The following is an 18,171-nucleotide window of genomic DNA, read 5'->3' as shown; positions in this document are numbered from 1 at the left end:
GCCGTCTGCCATGCACTGTGCGCACGGCGGCAGCAGTCGTACGCCGCCGTGCGCACCCTCGCGTCGGCCGTACGGAATCCACCTGCGCCCAAGTTCACGAGGACACCAGCCCAGATGCCTGCGAACGAGTCCCCGAAGCTGTACACCGAGATGTCCCCGACGACCTCCGAGGGGGTGCGGGCCTGGTTGACGTCCGCCGTCGCGGAAGTTGCCGGGCTTGCCCCGTCGGCCGTCGCGCCGGAGCGCCCGATCGCCGAATTCGGACTGGGATCAGTGCAGTTGGTGACACTCGTCGCGGGCCTGTCCGAGTGGACCGGGCGGCCCCTCGAACCGTCCGTGGTCTTCGACCACCCCACCATCGCGGGGATCGCCGCGGCCGTCTTCGACGAACAGCCCCTGGGTACGCCCGATCTGGCCCTGGCCCCCGCCTCGACGCCTGCCGACCCGTTCGTGCACAGGGGCGACGACATCGCGATCATCTCCATGGCCTGCCGGTTCCCCGGTGGCGCAGACGATCCGGAATCGCTCTGGCGGCTGCTGGCCGCGGGCGAGGATGCCGTCGGCGAGGTGCCCGCGGGCCGCTGGGAGACCCACGGGCTCTACGACCCCGACCCGGACGCCGCAGGCAAGGCGTACTCCCTGCACGGCGGCTTCCTGACCGGCATCGACCGTTTCGACGCGGCCTTCTTCGGGATCTCGCCGCGCGAGGCCGCGGCCATGGACCCGCAGCAACGGCTGCTGCTCCAGACCGGCTGGGAGGCGATCGAGCGCGCCGGGATCGTCCCGGAGACGCTGAACGGCACTCGGACGGGTGTCTATGTCGGCCTGTACGACAGCGGATACCTCGCCTCGGCCCCGCTGGACCGGCTCGACGGGCACGTCGGCACGGGCTCGGCGTCGAGCGTGGCGTCGGGGCGCATCGCCTACACCCTGGGACTCCAGGGGCCTGCCGTCACGGTCGACACCGCCTGTTCCTCCTCGCTCGTGTCCCTGCACCTGGCGGCGCGGGCACTGGCCGGCGGAGAGTGCGACCTCGCGCTGGCCGGTGGCGCGACGCTCCTCGTGACACCGCGCGGGCATGTCGAGTTCAGCAGGCTGCGCGGGCTGTCGCCGTCCGGTCGGTGCAGCCCGTTCTCCACTGACGCGGACGGGGTGGTGTGGGCCGAGGGCTGTGGTCTGGTGCTTCTCAAGCGGCTCGCGGACGCGCGCCGGGACGGCGACCGGGTCCTCGCTGTCGTCAAGGGGTCGGCGATCAACCAGGACGGCCGCAGCCAGGGCCTGAGCGCGCCGAACGGTCCGGCGCAGGAACGGGTGCTGCGTGCCGCCCTGGACGACGCCGGGCTGCTGCCCGACGACCTCGACTACGTCGAGGCCCACGGCACGGGTACGCCGCTCGGTGACCCCATCGAGGGTCGCGCACTCGCGTCGGTCTTCGGACCTGGCCGCCCGGCGGACCGGCCGCTGGGCGTCGGCTCCCTGAAGTCCAACATCGGTCACACACAGGCCGCGGCGGGCATCGGCGGCGTCATCAAGACGGTTCTGTCCCTCGGCCATGAACACCTCCCCGCGTCCCTGTACGCCGAGACTCCTACCGAGTACGTCGCCTGGGCGGACGGCGGCCTGCGCGTGCAGAGCGGCGCCGAGCCGTGGCCGCGCCGGGCCGACCGGGTGCGGCGGGCCGGGGTGAGCGCGTTCGGGATCAGCGGCACCAACGCGCATGTGGTGCTGGAGGAGTCACCGCAGGACCTGACACGACCGACGGCGGCACCGACGCAGGATGCGGCACGGATGTCGGCCGAGGCACCGAGGCAGGATGCGGTACCGATGTCGGCCGCGACACCGACGCAGGATGCGATACCGACTTCGGCCGCCACTCCGACACAGGCCGCGACGCCAAGGCCGACCGCCCCTCCGACGCCCGCCCGGCACCCCCGTACCGGGCAACCGACGCTCTTCCCGCTGTCCGCCCGCACCCCCTCGGCCCTCCGTGGTCAGGCGGCCCGCCTGCTCGACGTGCTCGCCGCGCAACCGCGGCCGGAACTGCCCGACGTGGCCGGAACACTGACTCACCACCGCACACACTTCGAGCACCGCGCCGTCCTCAGGGCGGGCGACCACGACGAACTGTTCACCGCCCTGCGTGGCCTCGCTGAGGGTGAGCCTGACCCCGATCTGGTCGTGGGCCCGCAACAGACCCTCCCATCGGGCAAGTTGGCATTCGTCTTCCCCGGACAGGGCGCCCAGTGGTCCGGCATGGCCCGCGAACTCCTGGACCGTTCACCGGTGTTCGCCGACGAACTCGACCGCTGCGACGCCGCGCTGCGCCCGTTCACCGTCTGGTCGGTGGCCGCCGTCCTGCGTGGCGACGAGGGCAGCCCTTCCCTGGAACGGGTCGACGTCGTCCAGCCGGTCCTCTTCGCGGTGATGGTCTCCCTGGCCGCGGTGTGGCGGGCCCGTGGCGTCCGGCCGGACGCGGTGGTCGGACACAGTCAGGGCGAGGTCGCCGCGGCCTGCGTCGCCGGGGCGCTGAGCCTCAACGACGCCGCGGCGGTGGTCGCCCTGCGCAGCCAGGCCCTGACCGAGCTGTCCGGCACCGGGACCATGGCCGTCGTCGCCCTGCCGCACAGCGAGGTCGAGGCGCGCCTCGACGGCCTCGGTGGCCGGGTGTCCGTCGCCGCCGTGAACAGCGGCCGCTCGACGGTGATCGCCGGTGACGTGGAGCCCCTCGACGCCCTGCTCGCCGACCTCGACCGGGAGCAGGTGTTCGTCCGCCGCCTCGACGTCGACTACGCCTCCCACAGCGCCCGGGTCGAGCCATTGCGCGCGACGATCCTCGACGAACTCGACGGCGTCACCGCTTCCCCGACCACCGTCGCCTGGTACTCCACGGTCACCGGCGAGCCGGTCACCCAGGAGCTGGAGGCCGACTACTGGTACACGAACCTGCGTGAGCCCGTGCGCTTTGCGTCCGCCGTGGAGCGCATGGTGGCCGACGGATACCGCCACTTCGTCGAACTCAGCCCCCACCCCTCCCTCGTCACCGCCGTGCGCACGGTCGCCGAGGACCAAGGCCACGACGACCTGGTCGCCGTCGGATCGCTGCGCCGCGACGAGGACGGACCCGCCTGCCTGGACCGGGCCGCCGCCGAACTCCACGTCCACGGACGGCGGATCGACTGGCGCCGCGTCGTTCCCGACGGGGAGACGGCCGAACTGCCCACATACGCCTGGGATCCACAGTCGTACTGGACCGACCCCGAAGCCGAGTCCGGGCCGGTGGCCTCCGGCCTCTTCGACCGCGCCGCTCACCCTCTGCTGGGCGTTCAGCTGCGCTCGGCGGACGAGACCCGCTGGACCTTCCGCAACGAATGGTCCCCGGCCACCGCCGACTGGCTGGCCGACCACGCCGTGTTCGGGCGGACCGTGGTGTCGGGCACGACCATGATGGAACTGTGCCGTGCCGCGCTCGCCGTGGCCCGCCCGGACCTCCCGGGCGACGTGACCGATCTGCTCCTGCTCGCGCCCCTCGTGCTGCCCGGGACCGGCACGGTCGAGGTGTCGGTCGAAGTGGTCACCACAGGATCCGCGCCCGAGGTCACCGTGCACAGCCGCCCGCGCGGCCCGGAGGCCCCGGGCTGGACCCTGCACGCCACCGCGTCGGCGTCCGCCCCCGCCCCCGCCCCGGCGACGGCGGCGCTGCCGCTGGTGTGGCCGGAGGCCGCCGAGTCCGCCTGGGGCGCGCAGACGTACGAACGGCTGGCCGCGTTGGGTCTCGGCTACGGCCCCTCCTTCCAAGGCGTCCGGTCGGCGGTCACGACCGCCGCCGGCGGCGAAGTGCTGGCCCGGCTGTCGCTGCCGGCCGTGGCCCGTGGCTCGGCCGATCCCTACCCCGTCCACCCGGCACTGCTGGACGCCGCACTGCAGGCGGCCGCAGCACTGGACGCGTCCGACGGCCGGGTGCTGCTGCCGGTCGCGGTGGGCCGCTGCGTCCTGCCGCCCGGCGGCGCGAGCGACCTCACGGCGCTGGTACGGCGTACGGGCGGCTCGGCGACGGACCTCGCCCTCGACGTGACCCTGTGGGACGCCGACGGCCTCCCGGCGGGCCGGCTGGAGGACGTACGGCTGCGGGCCGCCGACCCGGCGGACCTGAACGGCGCTTCGGAGAACGACCGGCACCTGTACGAAGTGGCGTGGACGGCCGTGCCCGAACAGCCCGTGACCGAACAGGCCGTGGCAGCGTCGCAGGCTGTGTGCGCCCTGCGCGGCGACCGCTCCGACCCGGAGGTCGCGGCCGCCCTGCGGGGCCTGGCGGCGGCAGGCGTCCAGGTGCGTGACACGGGCGCCGACGTCGTCGTACGGTTCTGGTCGCGTCCGGCTCTCGATGCCGAACCGGCCGCTGCCGCACAGGAGTTGGCCGCGACGGCGCTCGCTGAACTGCACGCCCTGATCGCGCTCACGGACGACCCGCCGCCCGCCCGGACCGTCTGGGTGACCCGCGGCGCGGTCGCGACCGGTGCCCAGGACACCGTGCCCGGCCTGGCCCAGTCGGTACTGTGGGGACTCGCCCGCAGCGCCCGGGCCGAACACCCGCACCTCGGGCTGACCCTGCTCGACCTCGGCGGCGCCGACCCCGCCGACGTCCTTCCGACGGCCCTCGCGCATACCGGTGAGCCCGAACTCGCCTTCCGTGAAGGTTCCTTGCTCGTTCCGCGGCTGGTCCGTGCCCGCGCGGCCACCCCCCTGCGGATCCCGCCCGTCACCGCCGCCCGCGAGGCGCTCCGGCGGGGCGAAGCGTCGAACACCCCAGTCGCCCTCGACCTCGTCGGCCGCACAACCCTCGTGCCCACCGACGGCACGGTGCTGATCACCGGGGGGCTCGGTGCCGTCGGCCGGCACATCGCCCGGCTCCTGGCCGAACGCGGTGTCCCCCGACTGCTCCTGACCTCACGTCAAGGCTCCTCGGATCCACGTGCCGCCGAGGTCATCGCCGAACTGACCGCGCTCGGAACCGAGGTCGAGATCGCGGAGTGCGACGTCGCGGACGCGGCGGCCCTGGCCGGCGTACTCGCCCGGACCGGCGACGCGTCGCCGCTGCGCGGAGTCGTGCACTGCGCCGGAATCCTGGACGACGGGGTGGTCGCCGAGCTGACGCCCGAACGCCTCGCGCGGGTGCTGCGCCCCAAGGTGGACGGTGCCGCCCATCTGCACCGGCTCACCGCCGACACACCGCTCGACCTGTTCCTGCTGATCTCCTCCGCGGCCGGCGTGCTCGGCAGCCCGGGCCAGGGCAACTATGCCGCGGCCAACGTCTTCCTCGACCAACTGGCCCACCACCGGCGGGCTCTGGGCCTGCCCGCGGTCTCCGTCTCCTTCGGCGCCTGGGCGGGTGAGGGTCTCGCCGCCGAACACGCCGACCTGGACCGGATGGCCCGGCTCGGCCACCGTGCCCTGCCCCCCGACCAGGGCCGCGAACTCGTCGAACTCGCCCTGCGCCGGGGCGCACCGCACCTGATCGCCGCGTCCTTGGACCTGCCCCGCCTGCGCGCGGCCACCGCTGCCGCGGACGACGGTACGGCGGCCCTGTGGCGCTCGCTGCTGCCCGCACCCCGCACCGGTCAGGACGGCCGTGTCGGTCTGGCCGACCGGCTGGCCCGGCTCCCCGAGGCCGACCGCGCCGCACGGGTCCTGGCCCTCGTCCGTGAGGAGGCGTCCCGGGCGCTCGGCCTGCCCTCGGCGGAGTCCGTGCGTCCCGATCAGCCGCTGCGCGAGCTCGGCATGGACTCGGTGACGGCGGTGGAGCTCCGCAACCGCATCGGCACCCGGATCGGCGCCCGGCTCCCCGCCACCCTGCTGTTCGACCACCCCACCGCGGCCCGGCTCTCCGCCCACCTGCTGACCACCGCGCTCGCCACGGACCGGACCACCCGGCGCGGCACGCTCGATCCCCGGTCTCCCGTCGCCCCGGCGGCGACGGCGGACGAGCCGCTGGCCCTGGTGGCCATGGCCTGCCGTCTGCCCGGCGGCGTGAGCGACCCCGAGGGACTCTGGCGCCTCGTCGCCGAGGGACGCGACGCGGTGGGCCCGTTCCCGGCGGACCGCTGGGACGTGGAGTCGCTGCACGACCCCGACCCGGAGGCCCTGGGCACGTCGTACGCCAAGGAAGGCGGCTTCCTCGACGACCTGGAGTCCTTCGACGCCGGCTTCTTCGGGATCACTCCGAAGGAGGCCGAGAGCATGGACCCGCAGCAGCGGGTGCTGCTGGAGACGGCCTGGGAGGCACTGGAGCGCGCCGGGATCGTGCCGGCCGAGCTGGCCGGCAGCAACACCGGTGTGTACGTGGGCATGTTCGGCAGCGACTACCTGGCGGGTTCCCGGCTCGACGAGCTGGACGGCTACGTCGGCACGGGGTCCGCGCCGAGTGTGGCCTCGGGTCGGCTCGCGTACACGCTGGGGCTGAACGGACCGGCGCTGACGGTGGACACCGCCTGCTCGTCGTCCCTGGTGGCGCTGCACCTGGCGGCACAGGCACTGCGGTCGGGCGAGTGCGATCTGGCGCTCGCCGGCGGGGTGACGCTGATGGTGACACCGGGAACCTTCGTCGAGTTCAGCCGGCTGCGGGGACTGTCCCCGACCGGCCGCTGCCGCTCCTTCTCCGACGACGCCGACGGTGCCGTCTGGGCCGAGGGCGCGGGCATGGTCGTACTGAAGCGGCTCGGCGACGCGCGGCGCGACGGCGACGAGGTGCTCGCCGTGCTGCGCGGTACGGCCGTCAACCAGGACGGCCGCAGCCAGGGCCTGTCCGCGCCCAACGGTCCGGCCCAGGAACAGGTGATCCGGCGGGCCCTGGAGCTGTCCGGCCTGGAACCCGCCGACATCGACTACGTCGAGGCGCACGGGACCGGCACCACCCTCGGCGACCCGATCGAGGCGAACGCCCTCGCGGAGGTCTTCGGCACCTCGCGCCCCCAGGGCAGGCCCCTGCATCTCGGCTCGCTCAAGTCCAACATCGGTCACGCGCAGGCGGCTTCGGGCGTGCTCGGTCTGATCAAGGTCGTGCAGTCCCTGCGGCACCGGTCTCTGCCGCGCACCCTGCACGCGAGCACGCCCAGTCGCCATGTCGACTGGGACGACAGCGGGTTGCACCTGCTGCGGGAGACGGTCGCCTGGCCGTCGTCGGGTGAACGCGTACGGCGGGCCGGTGTGAGCGCCTTCGGGATCAGCGGAACCAACGCGCACCTGATCCTGGAGGAGGCCGAGCGGGCCGAGGTGCCGACGCGGAACGAAATCGCCCCGGGTGCACGGCTGTTCGCGCTGTCGGGGCGCGGTGAGGCCGCCGTGCGGGGGCAGGCCGCACGCCTGGCCCGCCACCTGGACGAGGACGTCGCCCTGCCCGACGTCGCCCACACCCTGGCGCGACACCGCAGCCACTTCGAACAGCGGGCGGCGATCGTGGCCGGCGACCGGGACGAACTGCGCTCACGGCTCGACGCGTTGGCGACCGGACACCTGCCCCTGGCGCCGATTCGCGCGGAGGAGACGGGCAAGGTGGCCTTCGTCTTCGCCGGGCACGGCGGCCAGTGGTCCGGCATGGGTGTGGAGCTGGCGGCCGAGTCGGAGGCCTTCCGCGAGGAGCTGGCCCGTATCGACGAGGCGGTGCGCGGACAGGTCGGCTGGTCGGTGCTCGACGTGCTGCGGGCACCGGAGGAGTTCGCTCCGTTCGACCGCACCGAGTTCCTGCAACCGGTGCTGTTCGCGGTCAACGCGTCCCTGGCCGCCGCCTGGCGCGCGCTCGGGGTCCGCCCGGACGCCGTGATCGGACACAGCCTGGGCGAGATCGCCGCCGCGTACAGCGCGGGCGCCCTCACCCTGGACGATGCCGTGTCGGTAGTCACCGGGCGCGCCCGGGCGGTCGCCCCGCTGGTCGGACGGGGCGGCATGCTGGCCCTGGAACTGCCGCGTACGGAGACCGAGAAGCTGCTCGCGCTCCACCCCGGCCGGCTGTTCGTCGCGGCGGTCAACAGCCCGCACTCCACGGCCGTCTCCGGCGACACCGAAGCGCTGGCCGAACTGCGCGCGCATCTCGAAGCGCGGGGCGTCCCGGTACGGCGGCTGTCGACGCCGTTCGCCTCCCACACCCCCCTGATGGAACCGGTCCGCGCGGATCTGCTGGACCGGCTCTCCGGCATCAGGAGCACGCGCACGGCGACCCCGCTGTACTCGACGGTGCTCGCCGAACCGGTGCCCGGCGACCGGCTGGACGCCGACCACTGGTACGCGAACCTCGGGCGCCCCGTCCGGTTCGCGGACACGATCCGGCGGATGCTGGACGACGGCTACCGCTACTTCGTCGAGCTGAGCCCGCACCCCTCGCTCACCGCGTCCGTCGAGGCGGTGGCGGTCGAGGCGGGGATCGACGCGGTCGCGGTCGGCTCGCTGAGCCGCGGGAGTGACGGACGGGGCGTTCTGCTGGGCCGGGTCGGGGAGTTGTACGAGGCCGGGCACACGCCCGACTGGCCCGTGCTGCTGCCGGAGGGCCGCCGGATCGACCTGCCCACGTACGCCTTCGTCCGCGAACGCCACTGGCGCGCACCTGCCCCGGCCACCGGAACGGCCGGAGGTTCACCGCTCCTCGGCACCCATGTCGAGGCCAGCGACACACCCGGACGGCACATCTTCCAGAGCGACATCGACCCGCGCGACAGCCGCTTCGCCTACCTCACCGACCACCGGGTCACCGGCGAGGTCTGGATGCCCGGCGCCGCCTTCCTCGACATGGCGCTGGAGGCCGCGTCCGTGCTCCGGGACGGCGGCGAGGTACGACTGGCCGACGTGAGATTCGTACGGCCGCTGGCCCTCGACGCGCACAAGGCCGTACGGCTGCAACTGGTCCTGCATCCCGTCGGGGAGGACGGTTCGAGGGACTTCACCATCGCCTCGGCGGCCACCGGGGAACGGCACGCGCCCTGGGAGCGGCACGTCACCGGACGGGTCGTCGACGGCGCCGCCGAACCCGCGCCCACCGCGCCCGACGCGGGCGAGGAGCTCGCCGTGCTGCGCGAACGGTGTGGGGAAGAGGCCGACCTGCCCGCCGTCTACGCGGGGCTCACGGCCCTGGGCATCGACTACGGTCCCTCCTTCCGGCTCCTGGAACAGGGCCACCGCACGACGACCACCGCGGTCGGCCGACTCACCCGGCGGCCCGCCGCCGGTCACCTGCTGCACCCCGCGGTCCTCGACGCCGCCTTCCACACGGCGGCCCTGCCCGCCGGCGCGCCCGAGGGCCGGGCCTTCGTGCCCGCCGGTGTCGGACGGCTGCGCTTCACCGGCCTGCGCTCCGCTCCCGCGTGGGCGACCTGCCGACTGCGCACCGTGGACGGCGACACCGCACTCCTGGATCTGCGGCTCTGGGACGAGCAGGGCCAACTGGTCCTGGAAGCGACGGAGTTCCAGCTCGCCGCGCTCTCGCCGCTGGACGGCGCGCTGTTCGAGACCCGCTGGCAGTCGCGCCCGCCCGCGCAGGAGCGGCCCGTCGACGGCGGCTGGCTCGTCCTGGCCGACGAGACCGGGGTGGCCGGCGCACTCGCGGAACGGTTGGCCTCGGCCGCCGTGCCCCATGTGATCGTGCGCAGGGGAGCGGCGTTCGGCGCCCAGGGCCCCGGGCGCTACGTCCTCGATCCGTCCGATCCAGGGCAGTTGACCCGCCTGCTCGACGAGGCCTTCCCCGACGGGCCGCCGGAGCGGGTGGTGCAGCTGTTCGCCCTCGACGCTCCGGCCGTCGAGGACACCGCCACCGCCGAAGAGGCCGCGCGCTGCTGCTGCTTGAGCACCCTGCACCTGGTGCGCGCGCTCGCCGACCGGCCCCGGGGCCGCTCGCCGCGCCTGTTCGTCGTCGTACGGGGGAGCCAGGCGGCCGGAGACAGCACGCAGGTGACGCACCCTCAGCAGGCTCTCGCCTGGGGCTTCGGACTCTCCGTGGCCCAGGAATACCCGGAACTGCTCACCACGCTGATCGACCTGCCGGCCACGCACGACGACGACGGCCTGTGGACGCAGCTCCGGCACGCGGACGACGAACGGCTCGTCGCGCTACGGGAATCGGGCCGATTCGTGCCACGCCTCGCCCGCACCCGCCCGGACGACGGAGGACACGACGGGATCACCGCGGACGGCGTGCACCTGATCACGGGCGGTCTGGGCGGCCTCGGCCGGGTGGCCGCCGAGCGGCTGGTCCGCCGGGGTGCCCGCCGACTGGCCCTGCTGAGCCGGGGCGGACCCGGCACGGTGGCCGAGAGCTGGATCAAGGGGATCGAAGCACGCGGTGTCACCGTCCACCTCGCCCGCGCGGACGTCGCCGACCGTGCCGCGCTCAAGGCAGCCCTGGACGCCGTACGACGTGAGGCCGGACCGATCGCCACGGTCGTCCACGCGGCAGGTGTCCTCGACGACGCCACGCTGGCGAACCTGACCGAGGAACGGGTCCTGCGCGTGCTCGCTCCCAAGGTCCTGGGCACGGCCCTGCTCACCGAACTGGCCCCGGAGGCCGCGAGGTTCGTCCTCTTCGCCTCCGCGGCAGGTGTCCTCGGCTCGCCCGGTCAGAGCCCGTACGCGGCGGCGAACGCGTTCCTCGACGCCTGGGCACACCACCTCTCCCGCACCGACCGCCGGGCGCTGAGCCTGGACTGGGGCGCCTGGGCGGAGGTCGGCATGGTCGCCGGTTCCGGCACCCGGGCGGCCGAGACCAGCCGTTCGGGTCTCGTCGCCTTCACCCCGGGGGAGGGCGGCGACCTGTTCGAGCGGGTGCTCGCCACCTCCCGCCGCCAGCTCGCCCCCCTCGCCCTGGACCCGGAGGCACTGGAGCTCGACCAGGAAGCGGCGCGCACCCGCCCGATCCTCGCCGACCTGATCACCGTCGCAGCTGACCCCGCGGGCACGGACGACCTCGTCGCCCGGGTGTTCGCGGCGACGACGGACCAGGACCGGGCCGCACGGCTCGAAGCGTATGTACGGGCCAAGGTGAGCCAGGTCTCCGGTGGTGCCGTGGAGTTGTCCGCGACGACGGCCCTCAAGGAACTGGGCCTGGACTCGCTCATGCTGGTCCGGCTGCGCAACGCCTTCACCCGCGAGCTCGGCGCCGAACTCCCGGCCGCCGCCGTCTTCTCGGCGTCCGACATCCGCAGCCTCGCACGGGCCCTGGGCGAGGTGCTGCCCGAACGCGCCACCGGGCCACGGAGCGAGGAGCCACAGCCCGACGTCACCTCCGAGGTGCCCGAGAGCGAGCTGCGGCCCGCGACCCGCGACGTCGTACGGCTGCTGCGCAGCGCCCAGCCGGGCATGCCGGACGCGGCGCACTCCGTCGGCCTGGCCGTCCGGCTCACGACGCCGACCACCCGCGAGGCACTCACCGACATCGTCACCCGGCTCGCCGGACGGCACGCTGCCCTGCGCACGGCGATCGCCGGAAGCGGCGGACGGGGCCGACAGCTGTGTGTGGTGCGGGAGTCGACCGAGCCGCTCCTGCGCTGGACGGAGCTGCCCGCCGATGCCGAACCGGACGCCGACGACCGGTTGTCCCGGCTGCTGGAGCCGCCGTTCGACCTGGCGAGGGCGCCCCTGTGGCGGTTCGAGCTGCTCGACGCCGGTGCTCGTGGCCAGGTGCTGGTGTTCGGAGCGCACCACGCGGTGAGCGATCTCCAGTCGCTGCTGCTCGTCGCGGGGGAGATCGACGCCGAACTGTCCGGTACCTCGCTCGGCGACGCCATTACCAACCGTGACATCGACCTGCTCATCGAGGCACAGCGGACCGGCGATGCCTCCGGCGGTACCGGTACCGGCACCGGTACCGAATGGCGCGAGGCCTTCCACGGCAGTGAGCGTCTCGACCTGACGCTTGCCCGGCCGCGCCCGGCGACGCGTTCGTACCGGGCCGGGAGCGTGACCGTGGCGATACCCGACGGGCTGATGGAGCGGGTGTCGGCGACCGCGAGCAGGCTGGCCGTCACACCGGCGGCCTTCTGCCTCGGCACCCTGACCGTCCTGCTGGCCAGGATGCGTGAGCGGGAGCGCTTCGTGCTCGCCGTGCCCGTCGACACCCGCATCCACGCCGACGCGTACGACGCGGTGGGGTTCTTCGGCGTACCGGTGCCGTTCCCGGCACAAGCGGCGGCGGGGGAGCGGATCGAGGACGTACTGCGCCGGACGGACACGCGCCTGAACCGGGTCCTCGCCAAGGGCGCCATGTTCTCGGACGTGCTGTCCACACTGGCAGGGCAGGGACTGCACCGGGCGAACGCCCCGCTGGTGGAGGTGTACTTCAACTTCGTACGCTCCTCGGCGGCCCGCTTCGGCCGGCTGGAGGTGCTCCCGGCCGGAACGGGATACTCGGACCTCGATCTGATGGTCACCATGACCCCGGACGCCGGCCGCGTGCGACTGGATCACAATCTCGACATCCTGGACGCGGCGACCTCCACCGACTTGGCGGAGACGTTTCTGCGGCTGCTCGCGGCGACGGCCGACGACCCGACAGCGGCGGTCCGTGCGACGGGTGCGACGGCAGCCACGGTCGTGACGTCAACTCCGGTCACTCGGAGTGTTGTTGCCCACCCTCGCCGCTCGCTCGCGCTCGCCGCCACCTTCGCGCTCGGCAATCTGCCGCTGCTGTGCGAGGCGGCGATCGAGGAGGGCACCCGGGATGGAACACGTGAAGGGACACAGGAGGGGGAGCGAACGGGGGACGCGGGGCCGACGGTGGCGGAAGCCCCGTACCACCAGGTGCTCGCCGCATTGCGCGATCCCTCGGGCGTCTTCACCGATCCCACGACAGCGGTGGGCGTGGTGCTGCTACGGGCGGCGGACCTGGAACGTTTCGGCCCGGTCACCGACGAGGCGCTGACCGAACTGCGCGCCGCGTACCCGGCCGCGCTGCGGGCCCTGTCCGAGCGGACCCGCAGACCTCTGATCGTGGGCGTCCTTCCCTCGGCGCGGCAGGACGAACGCTTCGAGCGATGGGAGAGCGACCTCGTCGCCGAGCTGACCGATGAGCCGGGCATCGCGGTGCTGGGCCCGGACGAGTGGACCCGCCACCACGCCGCCACGGAGCGCTTCGACGAGCGGACGGAGCGGCTGGCCCATCTCCCCTTCACCCCGCGGTTCCAGGCGGCGGTGGCCCTGCGGCTGGCCCAGGTGGTACGAGCGGTCCTGCGCCCCGCGCCGAAGGTGATCGCGGTGGACGGCGACGAGACCCTGTGGGGCGGGGTCGCCGGGGAGCTCGGCCCCGAGGCGGTGGACGTGAGCGGACCGCGCGCCCGGCTGGCGGGGACACTGCTGCGATGGCGTGCCGCAGGCGCGCTGCTCGCGCTGGTCAGCAACAACGACGAGGACACCGTACGGGCCGTCCTGGACCGTCCGGACAGCAGGCTCAAGGCGGAGCACTTCAGCGTGCTGTCCGCCGGCTGGGGTCCGAAGCCGGGCCGGCTCACGGAGGCGGCGCGCACCCTCAACCTGGGTCTGGACAGCTTCCTCTTCCTCGACGACAACCCCGTCGAGATCGAGAAGATGCGGTCGGCGCTGCCGGAGGTGCTGTCGGTGACCTGCCCTCCGACGGCCGAACTGGACGATTTCCTGGGCCGCTTGTGGCCGCTCGTCCCGGCGGCGGCGACGGCCGAGGACGGAATGCGGGCGGGGTTCTACGCGCAGGAGCGGGAGCGGGACGCGGTGCGCGAGCAGGCCGGATTCGAGGAGTTCCTCGCCCGGTTGGAGCTGGAGGTCGACATCCGGGCCCTGTCCGGAGCCGACGTCGAGCGGGCCGAACAACTCGTCCGCCGCACGAATCAGTTCACCCTGCGCCCCCGGTCCGCCGACGGTGGCGATCTGGCGCGGTGGCGCGAACAGGGCGAGGTCTGGACGGCCGCGGCGCGGGACCGCTTCGGCGACTACGGCCAGATCGGTCTGCTCGCACTGCGCGTGGACGGCGATCAACTCGACGTCCTCGCATGGCAGCTGAGCTGCCGCGCGCTCGGCCGGGGCGTCGAGGAACGGCTGTTGCGGTGGCTGGCGGACCGAGCCGACCGACTGGGCTGCGTGAAGGTCCGGCTGACGGCGGAGCGCACCGACCGCAACGTACCGGCCCGGCGCCTGCTGTCGGCGCTCGGTGGCGGCGACCAGGACGACGAACGTCTGGAGACCGTGGTCACTCCGGAACAACTGCGGACCTTCCGCTCCTGGCGACGCCGGTGAGCGGGCCGGCGGCCTGGCCCGCGGGAGCGGTGCGGAAATGAACAGTGCACAGGGCGAAGGGCTCTCATGAGTGACATGAACGAGAACGCGTCGGCATACGCCGGACAGCGGGCGACCGGTGAGGCGATCGAGCGGGGTGACGGCGGGCCGAGCGTGGAGGCCCTGCTGGCCAGGATCGGACAGGCCGCCGCACCCACGGCGACAGGAACCCGCACGGAGCCGGGCGCGCGCACCGGGGCGGACACCTCCGCGTCCGGTGCCCCAGGGGACGAGGACGCGGACGCCGGTGGGGTTGCCGGGCGGTCCGGGGCCGCCGTGGATCCGTACGCGAAAGCGCCCACCGCGCCGTTCGGTGCGGGGGCCGGTGACGACACCGGTGCCGGGACGGATCCTGTTGTCGACGCCCAGCCAGCCCCTGCCGCCCCCGACGCGCACGGCCTGGCCGCCGTCGTCGCCGCGGCGGCCGGGCGCTTCGTACCCGGAGGGCATCTGTCGCCCGACACGGACTTCTTCGACGCCGGGGGTACCTCGGTCGGCGCCGTGGAACTCGTCGCGGCGCTGGAGGACGAGCTGGGCATGGAGATCGACCTCGACGAGGTGTTCGCCGACGCCCGGCCGCGCAGCCTCGCCGTGCGCTGGCTGGCGACCGCGGGGACCACGGCCGCCCTCTCGGCCCCGGGTGTGCCGGCAGCCCCGCCGGCCGCACGGACCCCGGCCCCGGCGACCGATACGACTCGCGCCACAGGGGCCCCGGACACCCTTCCCCTCCCGGTCCCGGCACCGCCCTCGCGTCTTGTCCCTGTCCCGGGAATCAGCCCCGCTTCCGCCCCGGGATCCAGGCCGGCTCCCTCTACGGACACCCCGGCCATCCCGTCTCCCCGCGTTCCGTCCGGGGCGACGGCCACGGCACGGACGAGCGGCGCCGGCACCCCGTGCGCCACCGCCCGTCCCGAGGACCTCGACCAGATCCTGGCCGACCTCTCCCTGGCCGACCGCCTGCCCTGGACCGGCTCGCCCGAGCCCCTGCCTCCCCGCCGGATCCTGCTCACCGGCGCCACCGGCTTCCTCGGCAGCCATCTGCTCCTCGATCTGCTCAGGCACAGTGACGCGCACGTCCACTGCCTCGTTCGCGCGGCCGACGAGGAAGAGGCCACCGCTCGTCTCGGCGAGGCGCTGAAGAGCCACCGGCTGCCCTGGTCCTCGGAGATCCGCCGTCGGGTGACGGTGCTCCCCGGCGACATCAGGCGTCCTCGCCTCGGCCTGCCCGACAGCGGCTGGAACGAACTCGCCCACGAGCTGGACAGCATCGTGGGCGTGGCGGCGGCCGTGGACTTCCTGCGCGGCTACCAGTCGCTGCGGCAGAGCAATGTCATCGGCGCGCTGACCCTGGCCGAACTGGCGGCGACCGGCCCGCCCAAGCCGCTGCACCACATCTCCTCGATCGCGGTCTTCAACGAGGTCGGCATCGCCTCCATGGGCGAGGACGACCCGCTCGCCCACGCCGACCGTCTCGTCGCCGGCTACGACCAGACGAAATGGGCGGCGGAGGTCGCCCTGCGGCGGGCCCGCGACCACGGCCTGATCGTCACCGCGATGCGTCCGGGAGGCATCGGCGGCCACACCCGGACGGGCGCCCACAACCCGCAGGACCTCAGCAGCGGCCTCATCGCGGCCTTCGGACGCTTCCGCACCGTTCCCGCCTTCCACTGCCTGAACGCGGCCCCGGTCGATTGGGTGAGCCGGGTCGCGGCCGCCGTCATCTGCGAACCCGATGCCTGGGGATTCGACTACAACCTCACCGGCGTACCCAACACCCTCGACGACGTCGTACGGGACATGGCGTTCGGCGGGATGCATGTGCGCGTACAGGACTGGGACGAGTGGCGCACCGACGTCCTGGCCCGCCTGGAGGCCGAACCCGTTCCCGAACTCGGCTTCCTCACGAGGGTGTTGCGAAGTCCCACCGCGCTCAAACTGTGCGAGGCGACCCTGAAGGGTCCGGCGGCCGGCGGTGAACGCACTGCCGCGCTCGTCGAGGCGCTGGGACTGCGCCCCGCGACGCGCTACGACGCCCGGGCCCAGCTGAGGACGTTCGAGCGGCTCGCCCAGGACGGACTGGCCCGGCTGCCGGACAAGGACGACCAGCCGTACCTGTGGTTCTCCGAGACGACCGAGGGCGCGGTGGGCCCGGTGGGCGCCAGTGCCAGTGCCAGTGCCAGCGCCAAGGCCGGCGCCGACACCCCCTGCTCGATGGCGCTCACCCTCTCCATCGCGAGCATGCACCAACTGGTGCAGGAGCGCCGGGTGGACGTCGGCGGTGAGTTGGTGTGCGCGGCCGCCCATCCCGCGCCGCTCCTCGTGGAACACGGCGACGTCTGGATCCGCCCCGAGGAGGGCATCCCGCAGCGCCACGGGATGCGCCACCAACTCCTGCGCTACCGGCTGACGTTGTGCGACGCCGACGGGGGCCGTTGGTGGCTGGAGGGCCACAAGTACGCCCGAGCCCGCCGAGACGTATGGCGGCAGACCCGCGCGCTGAGCGTCGAGATCGGCCGCGAGGGCGAACCGGCGAGCCTCACCGGCGAACTCGTCGTGCCCGCCGACAGCTATGTACGCGACCAGATCGACGGCATCAAGGTCGACCCCCGTCTGACCGGCCGGGAGAAGCGCGCCGCCAAGCTGACCTGGCTCGCCTGGTTCGGCGCGGAGATGGGCCGCGGCCTGCTCGGCCCCTTCACCCGCGCCGCCGCGGACCTCCTCGACCTGCGCCGCACCCCGACCCCCTCGGAGCACCACCGATGATCCTGAGATCCACCAACTTCCGTACCAGGCCCACGATCCGCAAGGTCAGAACGGGCACGGTCCTGCGGCCGCTGCGCCACCGCCTCGACCCGGCGCGCGTCGAGGAGATCCCGTTCCACGCCGGGGACGGCGTACGCCTGGGCCTGACCCGCATCGACGGCGGAGAGCGGGACCGGCCCGCCGTGCTGCTCCTGCACGGCCACACCGCATCCGCGGACATGTTCCTGCTCCCCGAGACCCGCAACCTGGTCGACGTCCTGCTCGACGACGGCTACGAGCCCTGGCTGCTCGACTGGCGGGGCAGTCGCCGGCTTCCCTACAACGAGACCGGTCAGAGGTACACCTACGACGATGTCGCTCTCCACGACATCCCCGACGCCGTCGCACGCATCCGCGAACGCATCGGCGACCGGCCGCTGTTCGTGGTCGCGCACTGCATCGGCTCCCTCGCCCTGTCCCTGAGCATGACGGCGGGGCTGGTGCCCGGGCTCGCGGGCGTCGTCTCGCAGGGCGTGTTCCTGACGCCGAAGCTCGCGGGACGCACCTCGCTGCGGATGACGGTGGCGGGTGAACTGCTGAAGAACCGGATCGACCACATCCCGGTCGACTTCCGCAAGGTCGGTCTCCGGTCGAGGTACACACCGCTGTTCGCGCTGGCCTCCCGTGGGGCGGTGTGCCCGGACCCGACCTGCCAGATCCTCCACAACTCGGCCTGGGGTTCGGGAGCTTCGCTGTTCGTGCACGAGAACCTGTCCGACACCACCCACGACCGGCTCGCCGAACTCCTCGGGCCGGCGCCCCTGTGGATCCTGCCGCACCTGCGCCGGATCGAACTGGCCCGCAGCGTCGTCCGCTGGCACGACACCGACCACCGCTACCGGGCCCTGCCGCCCAACGCGCTCGACGCGGCCGCCCGCATCGACACCCCGGTGTTGCTGCTCGCGGGAAGCGAGAACGGACTGTGGCTGGACTCGCAGAAGCTTTGTCATGAGGTGCTGGCCCACCGTCGGCCCGAGCTGGACGTGTCGTACACCGAGATCCCCGGCTACGGACACCTCGACACGTTCCTGGGCCGGGGCGCCGCACTCGATGTCTTCGGACACATCCTCGAATTCCTCGGCGAACGCCGGTGAC

At 73.5% G+C, this 18,171-nt stretch carries 3 protein-coding genes; all 3 read left to right on the top strand.

Going from position 1 to position 18,171, the window contains the following annotated elements:
- The first annotated feature begins 114 nt into the window (after positions 1 to 114).
- The 3 genes from OG410_RS01725 (at position 115) to OG410_RS01715 (ending at position 18,170) form a co-directional block, all read left to right on the top strand.
- On the top strand, positions 115 to 14,235 hold the full coding sequence (locus OG410_RS01725; protein ID WP_329297419.1) for an SDR family NAD(P)-dependent oxidoreductase: 14,121 nt from the start codon (positions 115 to 117) through the stop codon (positions 14,233 to 14,235).
- Between the two features lie 75 nt (positions 14,236 to 14,310).
- Positions 14,311 to 17,037 carry a thioester reductase domain-containing protein gene (locus tag OG410_RS01720; protein ID WP_329297418.1) on the top strand — a complete coding sequence of 909 codons (2,727 nt, stop codon included), beginning with the start codon at positions 14,311 to 14,313 and terminating at the stop codon, positions 17,035 to 17,037.
- Positions 17,034 to 18,170 carry an alpha/beta hydrolase gene (locus OG410_RS01715; RefSeq protein WP_329297417.1) on the top strand — a complete coding sequence of 379 codons (1,137 nt, stop codon included), beginning with the start codon at positions 17,034 to 17,036 and terminating at the stop codon, positions 18,168 to 18,170. Before OG410_RS01720 ends, OG410_RS01715 begins: the two co-directional genes overlap by 4 nt.
- Position 18,171 lies beyond the last annotated feature (1 nt).

Origin of the sequence: Streptomyces sp. NBC_00659, from assembly GCF_036226925.1 — a bacterium.
Classification (GTDB): Bacteria; Actinomycetota; Actinomycetes; order Streptomycetales; family Streptomycetaceae; genus Streptomyces.
Note: the sequence above shows the minus strand (reverse complement) of the source record. Positions and strands in the feature narration are given on the sequence as shown.

Bases quoted from the DNA above. Each gene is read 5' to 3' on its own strand.
- OG410_RS01715 (WP_329297417.1), top strand. From the start codon at position 17,034: ATGATCCTGAGATCCACCAACTTCCGTACCAGGCCCACGATCCGCAAG.
- OG410_RS01725 (WP_329297419.1), top strand. From the start codon at position 115: ATGCCTGCGAACGAGTCCCCGAAGCTGTACACCGAGATGTCCCCGACG.
- OG410_RS01720 (WP_329297418.1), top strand. From the start codon at position 14,311: ATGAACGAGAACGCGTCGGCATACGCCGGACAGCGGGCGACCGGTGAG.